The organism is Spirillospora sp. NPDC047279 (assembly GCF_040643285.1).
Taxonomy (GTDB): domain Bacteria; phylum Actinomycetota; class Actinomycetes; order Streptosporangiales; family Streptosporangiaceae; genus Spirillospora.
In genome coordinates this window covers 97,350-112,638 of record NZ_JBEYUA010000023.1, presented here as the reverse complement: position 1 = coordinate 112,638, position 15,289 = coordinate 97,350, and the positions used below count along the sequence as shown (strand labels likewise).

At 71.3% G+C, this 15,289-nt stretch carries 16 protein-coding genes; 2 read left to right on the top strand and 14 right to left on the bottom strand.

The annotated features are described in order from the left end of the window. Nucleotides 1-16 precede the first annotated feature (16 nt). Nucleotides 17-619, bottom strand: a complete 603-nt coding sequence (locus tag ABZ810_RS41310; protein WP_358412478.1) for a response regulator transcription factor — start codon at nt 617-619, stop codon at nt 17-19. Continuing rightward, complete coding sequence (locus ABZ810_RS41305) at nt 616-1,812, bottom strand: histidine kinase (protein WP_358412476.1); 1,197 nt, start codon at nt 1,810-1,812, stop codon at nt 616-618. Before ABZ810_RS41305 ends, ABZ810_RS41310 begins: the two co-directional genes overlap by 4 nt. A 184-nt stretch (nt 1,813-1,996) precedes the next feature. Here ABZ810_RS41305 and ABZ810_RS41300 point away from each other — a divergent pair, with 184 nt between their 5' ends. Together ABZ810_RS41300 and ABZ810_RS41295 are read left to right on the top strand one after the other, a co-directional pair. Further along, on the top strand, nt 1,997-2,572 hold the full coding sequence (locus ABZ810_RS41300) for a hypothetical protein (protein ID WP_358412474.1): 576 nt from the start codon (nt 1,997-1,999) through the stop codon (nt 2,570-2,572). Nucleotides 2,573-2,637: 65 nt separating this feature from the next. Beyond that, entirely contained in the window at nt 2,638-2,919 is a 282-nt protein-coding gene (locus tag ABZ810_RS41295) for a hypothetical protein (protein ID WP_358412472.1), read from the top strand. Between the two features lie 108 nt (nt 2,920-3,027). On the opposite strand, the gene ABZ810_RS41290 is transcribed toward ABZ810_RS41295, so the two are convergent. From ABZ810_RS41290 to infC, 12 genes are all read right to left on the bottom strand, one after another. Continuing rightward, nucleotides 3,028-3,483 (bottom strand): hypothetical protein, encoded by a 456-nt coding sequence (locus ABZ810_RS41290; RefSeq protein WP_358412470.1) that lies wholly within the window; start codon nt 3,481-3,483, stop codon nt 3,028-3,030. 153 nt (nt 3,484-3,636) lie between these two features. Beyond that, nucleotides 3,637-3,834 carry a DUF397 domain-containing protein gene (locus ABZ810_RS41285; RefSeq protein WP_358412468.1) on the bottom strand — a complete coding sequence of 66 codons (198 nt, stop codon included), beginning with the start codon at nt 3,832-3,834 and terminating at the stop codon, nt 3,637-3,639. Continuing rightward, the gene (locus ABZ810_RS41280; protein ID WP_358412466.1) at nt 3,831-4,676 is read right to left on the bottom strand and encodes a helix-turn-helix transcriptional regulator; all 846 of its coding nucleotides are present in this window, start codon (nt 4,674-4,676) and stop codon (nt 3,831-3,833) included. The genes ABZ810_RS41285 and ABZ810_RS41280 overlap by 4 nt, the downstream gene beginning before the upstream one ends. A gap of 81 nt (nt 4,677-4,757) precedes the next feature. Then, nucleotides 4,758-6,386 carry an ABC-F family ATP-binding cassette domain-containing protein gene (locus ABZ810_RS41275; RefSeq protein WP_358412464.1) on the bottom strand — a complete coding sequence of 543 codons (1,629 nt, stop codon included), beginning with the start codon at nt 6,384-6,386 and terminating at the stop codon, nt 4,758-4,760. A gap of 315 nt (nt 6,387-6,701) precedes the next feature. After that, the gene (gene pheT, locus ABZ810_RS41270; RefSeq protein WP_358412462.1) at nt 6,702-9,182 is read right to left on the bottom strand and encodes a phenylalanine--tRNA ligase subunit beta; all 2,481 of its coding nucleotides are present in this window, start codon (nt 9,180-9,182) and stop codon (nt 6,702-6,704) included. Beyond that, on the bottom strand, nt 9,182-10,291 hold the full coding sequence (gene pheS / locus ABZ810_RS41265; protein ID WP_358412460.1) for a phenylalanine--tRNA ligase subunit alpha: 1,110 nt from the start codon (nt 10,289-10,291) through the stop codon (nt 9,182-9,184). The genes pheT and pheS overlap by 1 nt, the downstream gene beginning before the upstream one ends. An 89-nt stretch (nt 10,292-10,380) precedes the next feature. Next, a complete protein-coding gene (locus ABZ810_RS41260) occupies nt 10,381-11,496 on the bottom strand; it encodes an ATP-binding protein (RefSeq protein ID WP_358412458.1) in 1,116 nt (371 codons plus the stop codon). Between the two features lie 124 nt (nt 11,497-11,620). Then, a complete protein-coding gene (locus ABZ810_RS41255) occupies nt 11,621-12,166 on the bottom strand; it encodes an STAS domain-containing protein (protein WP_358412456.1) in 546 nt (181 codons plus the stop codon). A 306-nt stretch (nt 12,167-12,472) separates the two neighbouring features. Continuing rightward, a complete protein-coding gene (locus ABZ810_RS41250) occupies nt 12,473-13,285 on the bottom strand; it encodes an RNA methyltransferase (RefSeq protein ID WP_358412454.1) in 813 nt (270 codons plus the stop codon). Between the two features lie 35 nt (nt 13,286-13,320). Continuing rightward, nucleotides 13,321-13,698 carry a 50S ribosomal protein L20 gene (gene rplT, locus ABZ810_RS41245; RefSeq protein ID WP_358412453.1) on the bottom strand — a complete coding sequence of 126 codons (378 nt, stop codon included), beginning with the start codon at nt 13,696-13,698 and terminating at the stop codon, nt 13,321-13,323. A 69-nt stretch (nt 13,699-13,767) separates the two neighbouring features. Beyond that, the gene (gene rpmI, locus ABZ810_RS41240) at nt 13,768-13,962 is read right to left on the bottom strand and encodes a 50S ribosomal protein L35 (protein ID WP_026415009.1); all 195 of its coding nucleotides are present in this window, start codon (nt 13,960-13,962) and stop codon (nt 13,768-13,770) included. 189 nt (nt 13,963-14,151) lie between these two features. Then, nucleotides 14,152-14,724 (bottom strand): translation initiation factor IF-3, encoded by a 573-nt coding sequence (gene infC / locus ABZ810_RS41235; protein WP_358412562.1) that lies wholly within the window; start codon nt 14,722-14,724, stop codon nt 14,152-14,154. Nucleotides 14,725-15,289 lie beyond the last annotated feature (565 nt).

Here is a 15,289-nt window from a genome sequence, read left to right as displayed (position 1 = left end):
TCCGCCGCCGGGCCGGTCAGATCCAGCCCTGCTGCCAGGCGTGGTGGGCGGCGGCGTGCCGGGTCGGGGCGCCCAGCTTGGTCATGGCGGCGGAGAGGTAGTTGCGGACCGTGCCCGGGGCGAGGTGGACGCGGGCCGCGATCTCGTTGACCGACGCGCCGGTGCGGGCGGCGTCCAGGACCTGCAGCTCGCGTTCGGTCAGCGGGCAGTCGTCCTCGGTGAGGGCGGCGGCCGCGATGTCGGGATCGACGTAGCGTCGGCCGGCCGCGACGTCCCGGATGATCTCGGCGAGCCGGGCGGCGGCGGTCGTCTTGGGCACGAACGCGCGGACGCCCGCGGCCAGCGCGCGGCGCAGCACGGCGGGACGGGCGTGCCGGGTCACCAGCACGATCTGGGTCGGCAGCTCGGCCCTGATCTCCTCGGCGGCGCGCAGGCCGTCGGCGGGCGGCATCTCCAGGTCCAGGACGGCGATGTCGGGGCGGTGGGCGTGGGCCAGCCGCACCGCGTCGGTGGAGGTGGACGCCTCGGCGACGACGGTGAGGTCGTCCTCCAGCGCGAGCAGGGACGCCAGGGCGCTGCGCAGCAGGTCCTCGTCGTCGGCGATCAGCAGCCGGATCATCGCGCCTCCAGGTCCGGCGCCGGGTGCCCGTCCGGCAGGCAGGCCGACACCTCGAAACGCTCGCCGTCGTGCGTCCAGGTGAGCGAGCCGCCGGCCGCGCGCAGCCGTTCGGTGAGCGTGCGCAGGCCGGTGCCGGACGGGACGCCGGGCGGCTCGAACGCGCCGTCGTTGCTCACCCGCAGCCGGGCGAGCCCGTCGCTGACGCGGTAGTCGACCGTGGCGTGCCGGGCGCGGCTGTGCCGCAGGACGTTGGTGGTGGCCTCCCGCATGACGAGGCCGAGCAGATGGCGGGTGGGGTCGGTGAGTGCGGCGGGAACGAGCGTCGTGCGGGCGTCGATGCCGGCCGAGGCCAGCACCCGGGTCGCGTTGGCGATCTCGTCGTCCAGCGTCGTCCGGCGGTAACCCTGGACCACGGCGCGGGTGTCGCGGATCGCGTCGGTCGCCAACCCCTGTACCTCCCTCATCTCGGCGGCGGCGCGGGCCGGGTCGACGTCGGCGAGCCGGGCGGCCAGCTCGCTCTTCAACGCGATCACCTGGAGGTGGTGGCCCTGGATGTCGTGCAGATCGGCGGCGAACCGCAGCCGTTCGTCGCGGACCGCCAGCTCGGCCGCGAGCCGGCGCGCCTCGTCCAGCCGCCCGGCGACGTCCCAGGCCCACAGCGGCCCGACCATCGTCCAGATGACGAAGACGAACATCCCGACCGGGAACAGTGCGGCGTACACCGCCCTCCCGTCGCCGGCCGCCAGGCTGACCGCGCCGCCCGGCACCGCCGCCAGCAACGTCGCGGCGGCGATCAGCCACCACCGGCGGCGCGTGTCCAGGTACGTCGCGGTGACCGCCACCAGCATCGAGGGCGCCATCGGCCAGAGTCCGTAGTTGCGCAGCGCCAGCGGGCACGCGGCGAGCACGAATGCGGCGGCCGTCGCGGCGGCGAACCAGGCGGCGCCCGGGTCGTGGCCGGGCGTTTGCCCGCCGCCCGCCAGCCGCCCGTTGAGGAGCACGACGAGCGCGACGGCCTCGGCGGCGAGCGCCACGGCGCACAGCGCGCGCGGCCAGGGCGGGACGTCACGGTCGACGATCCACGCCCCGGTGAACAGGACCAGGACGAACACGTTGGTGCCGGGGACGGCCCACCACGTGTAGCGGCGGAAACTCGCCAGTCCCGTGCCGCTCTCGTTGCCCCGGTCCCGCACGGACGACATTGTCTCAGCAGAAGACCATGAGGACGCCGGTGTCATCTGTCCGGTATCCGCGTGACAGATGTCATGCGGTCTTGTGACACGGCCACGGATGCCGGTGCGGATCGGCACTACTGGCGGCCGGCCCGCCGCTCCAAGCTGAGGAACGTCCCAGACGCCCGGCCGGAGGAGATTGGTCATGACCGACACCGCACACGAGCGGAGCGGCCCGTACCGGGCGGTGCTCCACCGCTGGCCGACGGCGCTCGCCCTCGCCGTCGTCGGGCTGATGCTGGCCGACGGCCTCGGCGACCTCCCCGACGCCGTCGAGGGGCTCGCGGTCCCGGTGCTGCTGCTTCAGCTGGAGTACCTGATCCTCACCCAACTCGGCCGGCGCGGAGCGTCCTGGGCCGTGGTCGGGTCCCTGGTCGTGGTCGTGCTGGTGATCTCTCTGCTGGACGTCGTCCCGCTGGAGGCCGTCCTCGCGGGCCTCGCCCTCGTCTTCCTCGTCCTGGGCGCCATCACCGGCACCCCGTACGGGCGGGGCGAGTTCGGGATCCAGGCGGCCGGGATGCTCGGATTCGGCGCGATCGCTCTCGTGGCCCTGGCGGTGGACCCCGATCTGGGCCGCTACCTGGTCGCCGCGGGCTGGTTCCTGCACGGCGTGTGGGACGTCGTGCACCTCAAGCGCGACAAGGTGGTGTCGCGCACCTACGCCGAAGCCTGCGGCGTCATCGACATCTCGGTCGCCGCCGCGCTCCTCTTTTTGGTCTAGCCCAGATTCATCACATAAGCCCAGGTCGTTGACCCTAAAACTGGACAAAAGCTAGTCTCCGACTCATGGCGACCCTGACGTTCGGCATGCTCAACGAGGTCCAGAAAGACGAATGGCGAAAGCTCAAGAAGAAGAACAGCAAGAAAGCCGAACGGGGTGCCAAGATGTTCTTCGACCCCAGAGGCACCGGCGCGGCGCTGATGGGCGGCCATCCAACGGGCAAGGCGGCCAAGGTCACCGCGGGCTACGGGTTGATGAAGCACGCCGAGCGTGAGCTGGACAGCTACCTGGAATACCTCAAAGGCGTCTACCTGTGCGACAGGGTAGACCGCTCGACCTTCCCGTAGTCCGCCTCGTGAAGGGCCTCGTCCGCCCGCCCCCGGTGCAGTGCGGGAACGGCGGAACCCGTTCACGATGACCATCGTGAACGGGTTCCCCGGCGTTGAGTTACGCGGTCAGCACGGAGTCTGGGTGAGCCCGATGTACCAGATGGGATCCCAGTTGATCTGCCGGTGGACCTTCGGCGGGAGGCACCCGTTCTTCACCTGCACGCCGTTCCTGTCGTAGAACCTCATGGCCGCCCTGTCCGTCTGGTTGTTGTAGACGGGGCCGGTGCCGAGGAAGTAGTTCAACCGATAACGGCCGTACTTGTAGAACTGGAAGACGTACCCCCCGCCCGAGGCCACCGGTACTCCCGCGCACGCCCGGCCCGACGGGCAGTCGACGGTGCCGCCGGGCGTGAACACGACCCGCTCTGGTGCCGGCGACGTCGACGGAGGGGGCGCGGCCAGCCGTGTCGCGGATGACGCGTTCGCGGGTGTCGCGACCGCCATCGTCATCGTGGCGGCGGCAGCGAGCAGCCCCACCACGGCTCCCGTGCCGGCTTTCCTGCTGCGTGGTCTGAGCCCCATGTCTCTCCTCGCTCTGAATCCGAGTCAAGGGCCGAGCCAAGCAACGGTACGCTTCGACACGGCTTCACATCGGCTTCAGCCCAGCTCACAGAGCCGAGCGCGCGCCCATGTCCTCCCCGGCGTAGGGCGGCGGAGGTCGAAAGCGCCGCGCCGTCAGCCGACCCGGCAGGCGCGCAGCAACGTCTCCCACTGCCCGCCGGTCAGCATGAGCATCGGCCCATCGGGATCCTTCGAATCCCGAACGGCCACCTCTCGCTCATCCGCCCGCGCCACCTCGACGCAGTCCTGCGCAGCACTACCTGTGTAGCTGCTCTTGCGCCACCGGAGGTGGCGGCGGTCCGGGGAGGTCATATCTCAGACCCTAGTCGCACGATCAGCTTCTGTGTTTCCTGCGGTGGCAGCGCTGCCGTGCACAACCCATCGAAGACCTTCTGATGATCGGTCACGACCTCGTCGTCGTCCAGGATCCATCTCCGGGTCATGCTGTCGATGTGCACCAACCGGAGCAACGCTGGATCGCCCACTGTGAGCGCGGCGAAGGGGCCGTTGATCATTGGATCGACTGCGCATGCAAGAGGCAGAATTTGAACAATGACATGCGGAAGTTCACTGACTTCCAGCAACCGGCGACACTGTGGGCGAATGACCGCGGCGCCGCCATGGATCCTGTGGAGAATGCTTTCCTCCAGCACGATGCGCAGTCGAGCTGGATGCGGCTTGGTCAGCACCTGTTGCCGGGCCATACGGAAAGCCAAGAAGCGCGCACCCATCCGGGGGTCGGTAGAGCCTGACGCGATCACACCCCGTGCGTAGTCCTCGGTCTGTAGCAGGCCTGGGATGTGATGGGTTTCGAAGAAGTCCATCGCCGACGAGGCGTACTCCAGAGAGGCGTGGTCGATCGCTTCGGCGGAGACGTCCTTGCGGAATCCGTCCCACCAGCCGCGGGTGTGCTCCTGCGCGGAGAGGGTGAGGAGGTCGCGGCGGAGGGCGGGCTCCACGTCGTAGTGCTCGAAGATGTAGTTGAGATCCCTCGCTCGCAGCCACTGTTTTCCGCTCTCGATGAGGCTGAGCGAGGAGGCCGAACGTTCGAGGTGGCGTCCGGCGGCGAGGAGGCTGTGGCCGCGCTCTTCGCGCAGTTCGCGAAGAACGCGGCCGATCCGGCGGAGGCGGGCAGTGGAGGGCTGTGTCCTCATGTGAGCAGAGTGTCACGCTGTGTTGTTCGAGAGGCGTGATATCTGTGCTCGTTCAAAATCCAGTCAGTGCACTTCGAACGCTCACATCCCCAGGGCCTCCTCGTCGATCTCGGTGAGGCCGTGCTCGCGGTCGATGCGCAGCCAGCGGGTGATGCCGATGCCCCGCAGGAACGGCAGGTCGTGGCTGACCACGATCAGCGCGCCGCGGTAGGCCTCGAGGGCCTGGCCGAGCTGCCGGGCGCTGGCCATGTCGAGGTTGTTCGTCGGCTCGTCCAGCAGCAACAGCTGCGGGGCGGGCTCGGCGAGCATCAGCGACGCGAGCACCGCGCGGAACCGTTCGCCTCCCGAGAGCGTGCCGGCCTGCTGGTCGGCACGCGCGCCGCGGAACAGGAAGCGCGCGAGACCCGCGCGGATCGTGTTCAGTGGCGCCGATGGAGCGACGGCGCGCACGTTGTCGACGACGCTCAGCTCGTCGTCGAGCACGTCCAGGCGCTGCGGCAGGTACCGCAGTCCGTCGACGCCGACCTTGACGGTCAGGCCCTCCGGAACACGGTCGCCGATCAGGGCGCGCAGGAACGTCGTCTTGCCCGCCCCGTTCGGGCCGACCAGCGCGATGCGCTCCGGGCCGCGGACGATGAGTTCCTCCAGCGTGCCCTTCTCCGGTTCGGCGGCCGTGAGGCCGGTGACCGTGAGCACCGTGCGGCCCGCGGGGACCTCGGTGGCGGGCAGGTTGACGCGGATCTCCGCGTCGTCGCGCACGGCCTCCTCCGCCTCGGTGAGCTTGTCCTTGGCGTCGGAGAGCTTCTCCTCGTGCATGAGGCGGTGCTTGCCCGCCGAGACCTGCGCCTGGCGCTTGCGCTCCTGCATGATGATCTTCGGCTCGCGCTTCTGCTCGAACATCTTGTTGCCGTACCGCACGCGCCGGGCCAGCTTCACATGCGCCTCCTCCAGCTCGCGCTTCTGCCGGCGCAGATTGCCCTCGGCGGCGCGGACCGTACGTTCGGCCGCCTCCCGCTCGACGGCGAGCGCCTCCTCGTACTCGGTGAGGTTGCCGCCGAAGTTGCGGACCGCGCCGTCGCGCAGGTCGGCGATCTCGTCGACCCGGTCGAGCAGGGCCCGGTCGTGGCTGACGACGACCAGCACGCCCGGCCACGCGTCGACGGCGTCGTACAGCCGGCGCCGCGCGTCCAGGTCGAGGTTGTTGGTCGGCTCGTCGAGCAGCAGGACGTCCGGCCGTGCCAGGAACAGCGCGGCCAGCCCGACCATGATCGTCTCGCCGCCCGAGAGGGTGGCCACGGTGCGGTCGAGGTCGAGGCGGTGCAGGCCGAGCCGGTCGAGTTCGGCGCGGGCCCGTTCCTCGACGTCCCAGTCGTCGCCCACCGCGGCGAAGTTCTCCTCGGTGGCCTCGCCGCGTTCGATGGCGAGCAGCGCGGTGCGGGCCGCGCTGATGCCGAGCAGGTCCGCGACGGTGCGGGCGGTGCCGAGCGGGAGGTTCTGCGGCAGGTAGCCGACCTCCCCCGCGACGCCGATCGAGCCCGCGGCCGGGCGCAGCTCCCCCGCGATCAGCTTGAGCAGGGTGGACTTGCCGGACCCGTTGACGCCCATCAGCCCGGTGCGGCCGGTGCCGAACGCGGCGTCCAGCCCGTCCAGCACCTGCGTGCCGTCCTCCCAGGCGAACGAGACGTCCTGGCAGACGATCGAGAATGACATGAGCGGTTCCTCCATGACGCGTCGAGAGATCGAGGGACACGTGGAGACACCGCGGATTGCACCGCGTGCGGACGGCGGGCATGAAAAAAGCCCGGACGAAGGGGTCCGCTGAGATCGCATGCGCGAGCCACAGAACGGCTACAGCGCGGTGTCTGCGATCTCAGATCCTCAATGGACTCCCCAGCCGGGCGACAGTGTGACGATCAAGAGAATACCCGACAAGTTAATGCAACGCAAGTAGTGTTAACGGGAACACGGCGGGGCGACGCGAAAGGGCCCCGCACCGGGCGGTGCGGGGCCCTCATATCGCGTGCGTCAGGCGCCTCGGAGGGTGGCTCCGGTGCGGTCGGCGGCGGCCGCGACGGCGGCGTCGCGGGCGGCGGAGGCGTCCTCGGCGGTCAGCGTGCGGTCGGGCGCGCGGAACCGCAGCGTGTAGGCCAGGGACTTGCGCCCCTCCCCCGCCTGCTCGCCGGTGTAGACGTCGAACAGCCGGATCGACTCCAGCAGGTCGCCCGCGCCCTCGCGCAGCGCGGCCTCGACGTCGGCGGCGGGCACGGCGTCGTCGACGACCAGCGCGACGTCCTGGGTGGCGACCGGGTAGGTCGACACGTGCGGCGCGGACGGCGTGACCGGCTCGCCGAGGCGGCGCAGCTCCAGCTCCATCGCGCAGGTGCGCGGCGGCAGGCCGTACGCCTTGATGACGCGCGGGTGCAGCTCGCCGGCGTGCCCGACGAGGGTGTCGCCGTGGAACAGCGCGGCACAGCGGCCCGGGTGCCAGGGCGCGTGCCGGTCGGCCCTGACCGTCAGCTCGACACCGGCCTCGGCGGCCACCACGCGGGCGGCCTCGACGGCGTCGGCCCACCGGGCGGGCTCACCCTTGCCCCACCAGCCGGACGGCTCGCGCTCGCCCGCCAGCACGACCGCGACCCGATGCGGCTGGTCGGGCAGCGCGGCGTCGACCGAGGCGATCTCCTCGGGCGTCGGACCGCGGTCGACCGCCAGGCGCGGCGCCACCTTCGGCGCGTCCGGGTCGGGCCGGAAGACCAGGCCCGTCTCGAACAGGCCGATGTCGCCGAACCCGCGTCCGGTGTTGCGGACCAGCGCCTTGAACAGGCCCGGCAGCAGCGTGGTGCGCAGCAGCGGCTCGTCCTCCGACAGCGGGTTGGCCAGCCGCAGGGCGCGGCGGCGCGCGTCGTCGGCGGGCAGCTGGAGGTTGTCCCAGTCCTTGTCGGACACGAACGGGAAGCTGAGCACCTCGACGTAGCCGGCCCCCGCGAGGGCGCGGCCGACGCGGCGGCGCAGCCGCTGCTGGACGGTGAGGCCGCGGCCGGCGACCGGGCGCGGCGCGCGGGCCGGGATGTTCTCGTAGCCCTCGAGCCGGATGACCTCCTCGGCGAGGTCGTTGGGGTCGACGAGGTCGGGACGCCAGGACGGCGGCGTCACCGTGAGGACGTCGTCGCCCTCGACGGACGCGCCGATCTGCTCCAGCCGCCGCACGACCGTGTCGCGGCCGTACGTCACGCCCGCGACCTTGTCGGGGTGGCCGGCGGCCATGGTGACCCGCACCGGCGGGGCCGGCGCCTCGGCGTGCGTGACGCCGGGCACGATCTCGGCACCGCCCAGCTCGGCGAGGAGCCGGACCGCGCGGTACGACGCGTACAGCGGAAGCTCGCGGTCGACGCCGCGCTCGAACCGGTAGGACGCCTCGCTGTGCAGCTTGTGGCGGCGGACCATGCGGGCGGTGCCGATGTCGTCGAAGTGCGCGGCCTCGATCACCATGTCGGACGACTTCTCGTCGATCTCGGTGTGCAGGCCGCCCATCGTGCCCGCCATCGAGATCGCGCCCGACTCGTCGGTGATGAGGATGTCCTCGGGGTCGAGCGTGCGCTTGACGTGGTCGAGCGTCTCCAGGCTCTCGCCCGCGCGGGCGCGGCGCACCTCGATCGCGCCGGTGAGCTTGGTGCGGTCGAACGCGTGCAGCGGCTGCCCGAGCTCCAGCATCAGGTAGTTGGTGACGTCGACCGCGAGCGACACCGGGCGCATGCCCGCGCGGAACAGCCGCACCCGCATCCACATCGGCGTCCGCGCCTCGGCGTCGAAGCCGCGCACCTCGCGCAGCACGAACCGGTCGCACGCCGTGGGGTCGGCGATCGTCGCCGGGTAGGACGGCTCCGTGTCGGCCGGGAGCTCGACCGCCGCCGGATCGGTGAACGGCACGTCGTACGCGGTGGCGGCCTCGCGGGCGATGCCGCGGATCGACAGCGCGTAGCCGCGGTCGGGCGTGACGGCGATGTCGAGCACGTCGTCGCGCAGCCCGAACAGCGGGATCACGTCGGTGCCGACCGGTTCGCCGCCGGGCGGCAGCACCAGGATGCCGTCGTGGTCGTCGCCGATGCCCAGCTCGCGCACCGAGCAGATCATGCCCTCGGAGACCTTGCCGTAGGTCTTCCGCGCGCCGATCTTGAAGCCGCCGGGCAGCTCGCCGCCGGGCAGGATGACCACGACGCGGTCGCCGACCGCGAAGTTGGACGCGCCGCAGATGATGTTCTGCGGCTCGCCGGTGCCGTTGGCCTGGCCGACGTCGACCTGGCAGTAGCGGATCGGCTTCTTGAACTCGGTGAGCTCCTCGATCGCCAGGACCTCGCCGATGACCAGCGGGCCGACGAGGTCGGCGCCGGCCCGGTCGACCGTCTCGACCTCCAGGCCGGCGTCGATGAGCTTGGCCGCCAGCTCGCGGCCGGTCACGTCGGCGGGGAGCGCGACGTACTCCCGCAGCCAGGAAAGCGGGGCCCGCATCAGATCTCCATCCCGAACGGAAGGGTGAAGCGGACGTCGCCCTCCACCATGTCGTGCATGTCCTCGACACCGTGCCGGAACATCAGCGTGCGCTCGACGCCCAGCCCGAACGCCCAGCCGCTGTAGCGGTCGGCGTCGATGCCGCAGGCGACCAGCACGCGCGGGTTGACCATGCCGCAGCCGCCGATCTCGATCCAGCCCTCGGAGCCGCACGTGCGGCACGGCTCGCCGCCCGGCTCGGCCGAGGCGCCGCGGCACACGAAGCACTGCATGTCGACCTCGGCCGACGGCTCGGTGAACGGGAAGTAGGACGGGCGCATGCGCACCGCCAGGCCCTCGCCGAACATGCCGTTGACGAACGCGTCGATGCCGCCGCGCAGGTCGGCCATCGTGATGCCCTCGTCGACGACCAGGCCCTCCAGCTGGTGGAAGACCGGGCTGTGCGTGGCGTCCAGCTCGTCGGTGCGGAACGTGCGGCCGGGCACCACCACGTAGACCGGCAGCTCGCGCGACAGCAGCGACCGGATCTGCACCGGCGAGGTGTGCGTGCGCAGCACCAGGTCGGACTCCTCGGACTCCACGAAGAAGGTGTCCTGCATGGAGCGGGCCGGGTGGTCGGGCTTGAAGTTGAGCGCGTCGAAGTTGAACCAGCCGGCCTCGACCTCGGGCCCTTCGGCCACCTCGAAGCCCATGGAGACGAAGACGTCGGCCATGCGCTCCTGGATCGTGGTCAGCGGGTGCCGGGCGCCGCGCGGGGCGCGGCTCCAGGGCAGCGTGACGTCGACGGTCTCCTCGACGAGCACGCGCTGGTCGCGCTCCTCCTCCAGCTCGGCCTGGCGGGCCTTGAGCGCCTGCGAGACCGCGCCGCGGGCGGCGCCGATGCGCTTGCCCGCCTCGGCGCGGCCCTGCGGCGGCAGCGCGCCGATCTCGCGGTTGGCCAGGGCCAGCGGCGAACGGTCGCCGGCGTGGGCCAGGCGGACGTCCTTCAGCGCGTCGAGGTCGGCGGCGGCGGCGATGGCCGCCAGGGCCTCGTCCCGGGCCCGGTCGAGCGCTTCGGGCTGCAACGCGGACACCTCGACTGGGTCGTACGACTTGTTGGGTGCAGACATGTGGTGAGACAACTCCGGCTCGGCATGGATCGCCCGCATTCTAGTGGGCGGTGATTCAAGAACCTGAAAGCCCGCGGGGGCGAAAACCTCTAGGACGCGTGGTCCGGGGCCCCTGCGGGCAACGTAAATCGGAACTCCGCGCCGCCGCCCGGGGCGCTGCGGACCGCGATCGCGCCGCCGTGCGCCTCCACCAGGCCCTTCACGATGTAGAGGCCGAGACCGGTGCCGCCGCGGCGGTTGCCGCCCGGGCCGCGCCAGAACTGCCGGAACACGCGGTCGGCGGCCTCGGGCGGGATGCCCTCGCCCTCGTCGCGCACCGACACCGCTGCCCCCTCCTTGTGCGCGTCCGGCTCGACCACGACCGTGACGGTCCCGGCGCCGTGACGCACCGCGTTCTCCACCAGGTTACCGAGGATCTGGTCGATCTTGTCGGGGTCCAGCCACATCTCGGGCAGCTCGCCGTTGGCGTGGAACCGGAAGCGGTCCTCGGCGTCGCCGGCGGCCACCCGCCCGGCTATCACCTTGCGGGCCTCGCCGGCCAGGTCGACCACCTGGCGGTGCATCTCCAGCCGGCCCGCCTCGATGCGCGACACGTCGAGCAGCTCGGTGATCAGCCGCGTCACCCGGTCGGCGTCGGCGTTGACGGTCTCGAGCATGACCCGCTTCTGGTCGTCGTTGAAGCGGTGCCATTTGGCCAGCAGCGTGGCGGTGAAGCCCTTGACGCTGGTCAGCGGCGAGCGCAGCTCGTGCGCCACGGTCGAGACCAGGTCGGCGCGGTCGCGCTCCTGCCGGGCCCGGTAGAGGGCGTCGCGCAGGCAGATCGTGAAGCGCTCGACCGCGCCGTCGGCGTCGCGCCGGTAGGAGGCGGTGACCAGCACCTCGTTGTCGTCGGGGAGGAAGAGCGCACGCTCGGGGTGGCGGGTGCGCGTGGACAGGCCCTCGTAGGGCGCCAGGCACTTCCACCAGTCGCGGCCCTCGGCGTCGTGCAACGGCAGCACGTCGCGGAAGTCGCGGCCGATCGCCGCGTCGGCGGTGATGCCGGTCACCCGTACCGCCGCGGCGTTGAAGACCAGGACCTTGCCGTCGGGGCCCGCCACCAGCAGGCCGTCGGGGAGGTCGTCGGCCGGCAGGGCCGCCGCGGCGAGCGCGGCGGAACTCGGGGAGTCAGGGCCGTCGTCACGGGCGTCGTCCCGGTCTGACGGCATGCGTTGAGGCACGTGCGGGGAATCCTCTCCGCCCACAACGGCCTCCAGAACACCGGTCAAAAAGCGGCCTGTCAGGAACAGACTCTATCTGGAGTCGGCCACCTTACGGGACCCGGAAAACGCCCTAGGGCAAGGCTTTTGTGGCCGAAGAGCGCACTTGGGTGACCGCGTCCGCAACGTTCGTGTACGGCGTGAAGACCCGGTGGAGCCCGGTGACGTGCAGCAGCCGCCGCTGGGCGGGACGCAGCCCGGCGAGCCTGACCGCTCCGCCGTGCTCGATCGCGCGGTTGTTGGCCGCGACGAGCGCGCCGAGGCCGGTCGCGTCGCAGAACCGGACCCCGGTGAAGTCCACGACGAGGTCGTGGTGCCCGGCGTCGTCGAGCTCGCGCAGCACCGTGCGCAGCGTGTCGGCGGTGTTGAGGTCGATCTCCCCGTCGACCGCCACGACCGCGAGCGGGCCCTGAGCCCGCACCACCGCGACCCGCAGGCCCGGAAGCGCCTCGTCCTCGTCGTAGCCTTCATAGCAGTAGCCCTCATAGCCGTAGCCCTCGTGGCCGTGGCCGTCATCGCCCGTCGACGGCATGACGCCCTCCAGGGCCGTGTCGCGGCAGCGCAACCGCAGGCCGCGCCTGCCGGTCGCCGTTCTGCCCGGCTTCCTGTCGTCGGTCATCTCTCTTTCGCCCCCACTCTGCACGGCCTCGTCGCCGCAGTCCCACCAGCCCCCGCCGGCCGCCCTGTCTACGAACGGCCCGCGCGTGCTGTCGTTCCACGCTAGGCATCTCATGAGACGAGCGGATCCGCCGCCAGGTTGGTCTGCCCCTCATCCTTGGGAACGAACGGACGAGGTGAATCGCTGCCGATCCGGCGACGGTTTTTCATCCTCCCAGCTCACCATCGGTGAATTCGCCGCCGCACGCGACCGCAAGCGGCCAGGACCGCGGGATGGCGGCGCGAACGGCGACGGAAAGGCGCCCGGTCAGCCGCGCTGGGCGCGGGCGGACGCGTAGAGGCACACCGCGGCGGCGGTGGCCAGGTTGAGGCTCTCGGCGCGGCCGTGGATCGGCACCCGGATCACGTCGTCGACGTGCCGGAGGATCTCGTCGGGCAGCCCCCACGCCTCGTTGCCGAACACCCAGGCGGCCGGCTTGGCGAGGGTGCCGTCGTCGATGGCGTCGTCCAGGGTGCGCTCGCCGGCGCCGTCGGCCGCGAGCACGGTCAGCCCCGCCTCCTTGAGGCCGGGGATCAGGTCGTCGAACCGCGGCCCGACCACGACGGGGAGGTGGAAGAGGCTGCCCGCGGACGCGCGGACGCACTTGCCGTTGTAGGGGTCGACGGAGGCGTCGGTGAACACGACGCTCTCGGACCCGGCGGCGTCGGCGGTGCGCAGGACCGTTCCCGCGTTGCCGGGGTCGCGGACGTGGGCCAGCACCGTCACCAGCCGCGGGGAGGACTCCAGCACGGTGCCCAGCGGCACGTCGACGAACTCGCAGACCGCCAGCAGGCCCTGCGGCGTGACGGTCTGCGCGAGCTCGGCCATGACCTCGCCGCTCACGCGCAGCACCGGCGCGCCCGCCCGTTCGGCGGCGGCGATCAGCTCGGGGTGGCGGCCCTCGGCCTCGGCCGTGGTGAACAGCTCCGCGAGACCACCGTGGATCTCCAGGGCCTCGCGGACGGCCTGCGGGCCCTCGGCGAGGAAGCGGCGCTCACGGCGCCGGAAGGCGCGTTTGGCGAGCCGCCGAGCGGCCTTCACCCGCGGAGAACGGATTGAGGTCAGCTCGCGGCCCGCCATCGCTGCTCGTTCGCCCGTCAGCCCGGCAGCCGGTTTCAGGCGGCCTCGCGACCCTCGGCGGGCAGCGCTTCCTTGGCGACCTTGACCAGGGCGGCGAACGACTCGGCGTCGTTGACGGCCAGCTCGGCCAGCATGCGGCGGTCGACCTCGACCTCGGCGGCCTTGAGACCCTGGATGAACCGGTTGTAGGTCATGCCGTTCGCGCGGGCCGCGGCGTTGATGCGCTGGATCCACAGGCGCCGGAACTGGCCCTTGCGGTCCTTGCGGTCACGGAACGAGTAGGTCATGGAGTGGAGCTGCTGCTCCTTGGCCTTGCGGTAAAGGCGCGACCGCTGGCCGCGGTAGCCGCTCGACCGCTCCAGGACGACCCGACGCTTCTTGGCGGCGTTGACCGCCCTCTTCACGCGTGCCACGTGATGAACTCCTTCGTGGGGGCCGGGGCCTCGGGCCTCGGCCGGTCGTTCGGATGGTGGGGCGGCTGCTTACTTGCGCAGCAGCTTCTTGATGTTCTTGGCGTCGGCCGGGCTGACCACGACGGTGCCGTCGAGGCGGCGGGTGCGCTTGGTCGGCTTGTGCTCGAGCAGGTGGTTCTTGTTGGCGCGGCGGCGGATCACCTTGCCGGAGCCGGTCAGCTTGAAGCGCTTCTTGGCACCACTGTGGGTCTTGGTCTTCGGCATGGTCGCCGTCGTCTCCCTCTTCTTCGAACCCCCGCGCACCCGCGCCGAGGCGTGCCTGATCGGGCGCACCCCACGGGCCCCGTGGTGACGCGCCTGGTCAGGCTCAATGTACGTGCGTCGCGATCCTGCTCGCGCAAGATCACATGTGGCTCGGCCTCGCGGCCGACCCGACGGCCCGGTCCGGGCCCGTCAGGCGGACTCGTCCGAAGCGGCGGCGGCCTCTTCACGGGCCGCGCGCTCGGCCTTGGCCTCGGCCTTGGCCTCCGCCTTCTTCTTGTGCGGGCCGATCACCATGATCATGTTGCGGCCGTCCTGCTTGGGCCGCGACTCGACGAAGCCGAGCTCCTCGACGTCGTCGGCCAGCCGCTGCAGCAGCCGGAAGCCGAGCTCCGGGCGGGACTGCTCACGACCACGGAACATGATCGTGACCTTGACCTTGTCGCCCGCCTTGAGGAACCGGACCACGTGACCCTTCTTGGTCTCGTAGTCGTGCGGGTCGATCTTCGGCCGGAGCTTGATCTCCTTGATGACCGTGTGCGCCTGGTTCTTCCGCGCCTCACGCGCCTTCATCGCGGACTCGTACTTGAACTTGCCGTAGTCCATGAGCTTCGCGACGGGCGGGCGCGCGGTAGGCGCCACCTCGACGAGGTCGAGATCCGACTCACGCGCCAGTTCAAGGGCCTTGGCGATGGGCACGATGCCCACCTGTTCGCCGTTCGGGCCGACGAGCCGGACCTCGGGCACGCGAATGCGGTCGTTGATACGCGGTTCGGCGCTGATGGGACCTCCTTGGGGCCGTCACTCAGTTCTAGGACCGGTCGTACCCCAGGCTCTCCACGAAGAAAAGCCCCGCACGACTCGCATACGGGGCCACCTTCGGTCGCCCCGGCGTCCGAAGAAGCCGAGGCGTAGGCCGACCGGACGCCGGAGCGTCTGATCGCCGGACCGAGACCCACCGGCTGTTGGCCGGTCAGGTGGGAGGTGGCCTCCGCTTGAGCGCCCCGCCCGGTCGTCCGTCTGGACACCGCACAGGGCCGGTCGAGCATCAACACTACCACCGTGTGACCAGTGGTGAGACACCATGCCACCGCGCCGCGCGGACGGCGCGCGCGGGACGGCGGAACGGATGGGGTACGCCGATCCTCACCAACCACGCCGCCCCCGCGGCTATTCCCCGTGCGCTCTCCCGCGGTTCTCCCGGCAGCCTCCCCGGCGGCTTCCCCGGCGGCTTCCCCGGCGGCTTCCCCGGCGGCGTCGCCCCAGTTGGTGACGGGTATCTGCCCGTCCGGTACCCGGCGCCCGGATGAACGCCTTGCTACGGTGAGAC

Excerpts from the sequence above, each read along its gene's own strand:
- ABZ810_RS41300 (WP_358412474.1), top strand. The coding sequence starts at position 1,997 with ATGACCGACACCGCACACGAGCGGAGCGGCCCGTACCGGGCGGTGCTC.
- rpmI (WP_026415009.1), bottom strand. The coding sequence starts at position 13,962 with ATGCCGAAGACCAAGACCCACAGTGGTGCCAAGAAGCGCTTCAAGCTG.
- ABZ810_RS41310 (WP_358412478.1), bottom strand. The coding sequence starts at position 619 with ATGATCCGGCTGCTGATCGCCGACGACGAGGACCTGCTGCGCAGCGCC.
- ABZ810_RS41275 (WP_358412464.1), bottom strand. The coding sequence starts at position 6,386 with ATGTCATTCTCGATCGTCTGCCAGGACGTCTCGTTCGCCTGGGAGGAC.
- pheT (WP_358412462.1), bottom strand. The coding sequence starts at position 9,182 with ATGCGGGCCCCGCTTTCCTGGCTGCGGGAGTACGTCGCGCTCCCCGCC.
- ABZ810_RS41250 (WP_358412454.1), bottom strand. The coding sequence starts at position 13,285 with ATGGCGGGCCGCGAGCTGACCTCAATCCGTTCTCCGCGGGTGAAGGCC.
- ABZ810_RS41255 (WP_358412456.1), bottom strand. The coding sequence starts at position 12,166 with ATGACCGACGACAGGAAGCCGGGCAGAACGGCGACCGGCAGGCGCGGC.
- ABZ810_RS41295 (WP_358412472.1), top strand. The coding sequence starts at position 2,638 with ATGGCGACCCTGACGTTCGGCATGCTCAACGAGGTCCAGAAAGACGAA.
- ABZ810_RS41280 (WP_358412466.1), bottom strand. The coding sequence starts at position 4,676 with ATGAGGACACAGCCCTCCACTGCCCGCCTCCGCCGGATCGGCCGCGTT.
- ABZ810_RS41290 (WP_358412470.1), bottom strand. The coding sequence starts at position 3,483 with ATGGGGCTCAGACCACGCAGCAGGAAAGCCGGCACGGGAGCCGTGGTG.
- pheS (WP_358412460.1), bottom strand. The coding sequence starts at position 10,291 with ATGTCTGCACCCAACAAGTCGTACGACCCAGTCGAGGTGTCCGCGTTG.
- ABZ810_RS41285 (WP_358412468.1), bottom strand. The coding sequence starts at position 3,834 with ATGACCTCCCCGGACCGCCGCCACCTCCGGTGGCGCAAGAGCAGCTAC.
- ABZ810_RS41260 (WP_358412458.1), bottom strand. The coding sequence starts at position 11,496 with ATGCCGTCAGACCGGGACGACGCCCGTGACGACGGCCCTGACTCCCCG.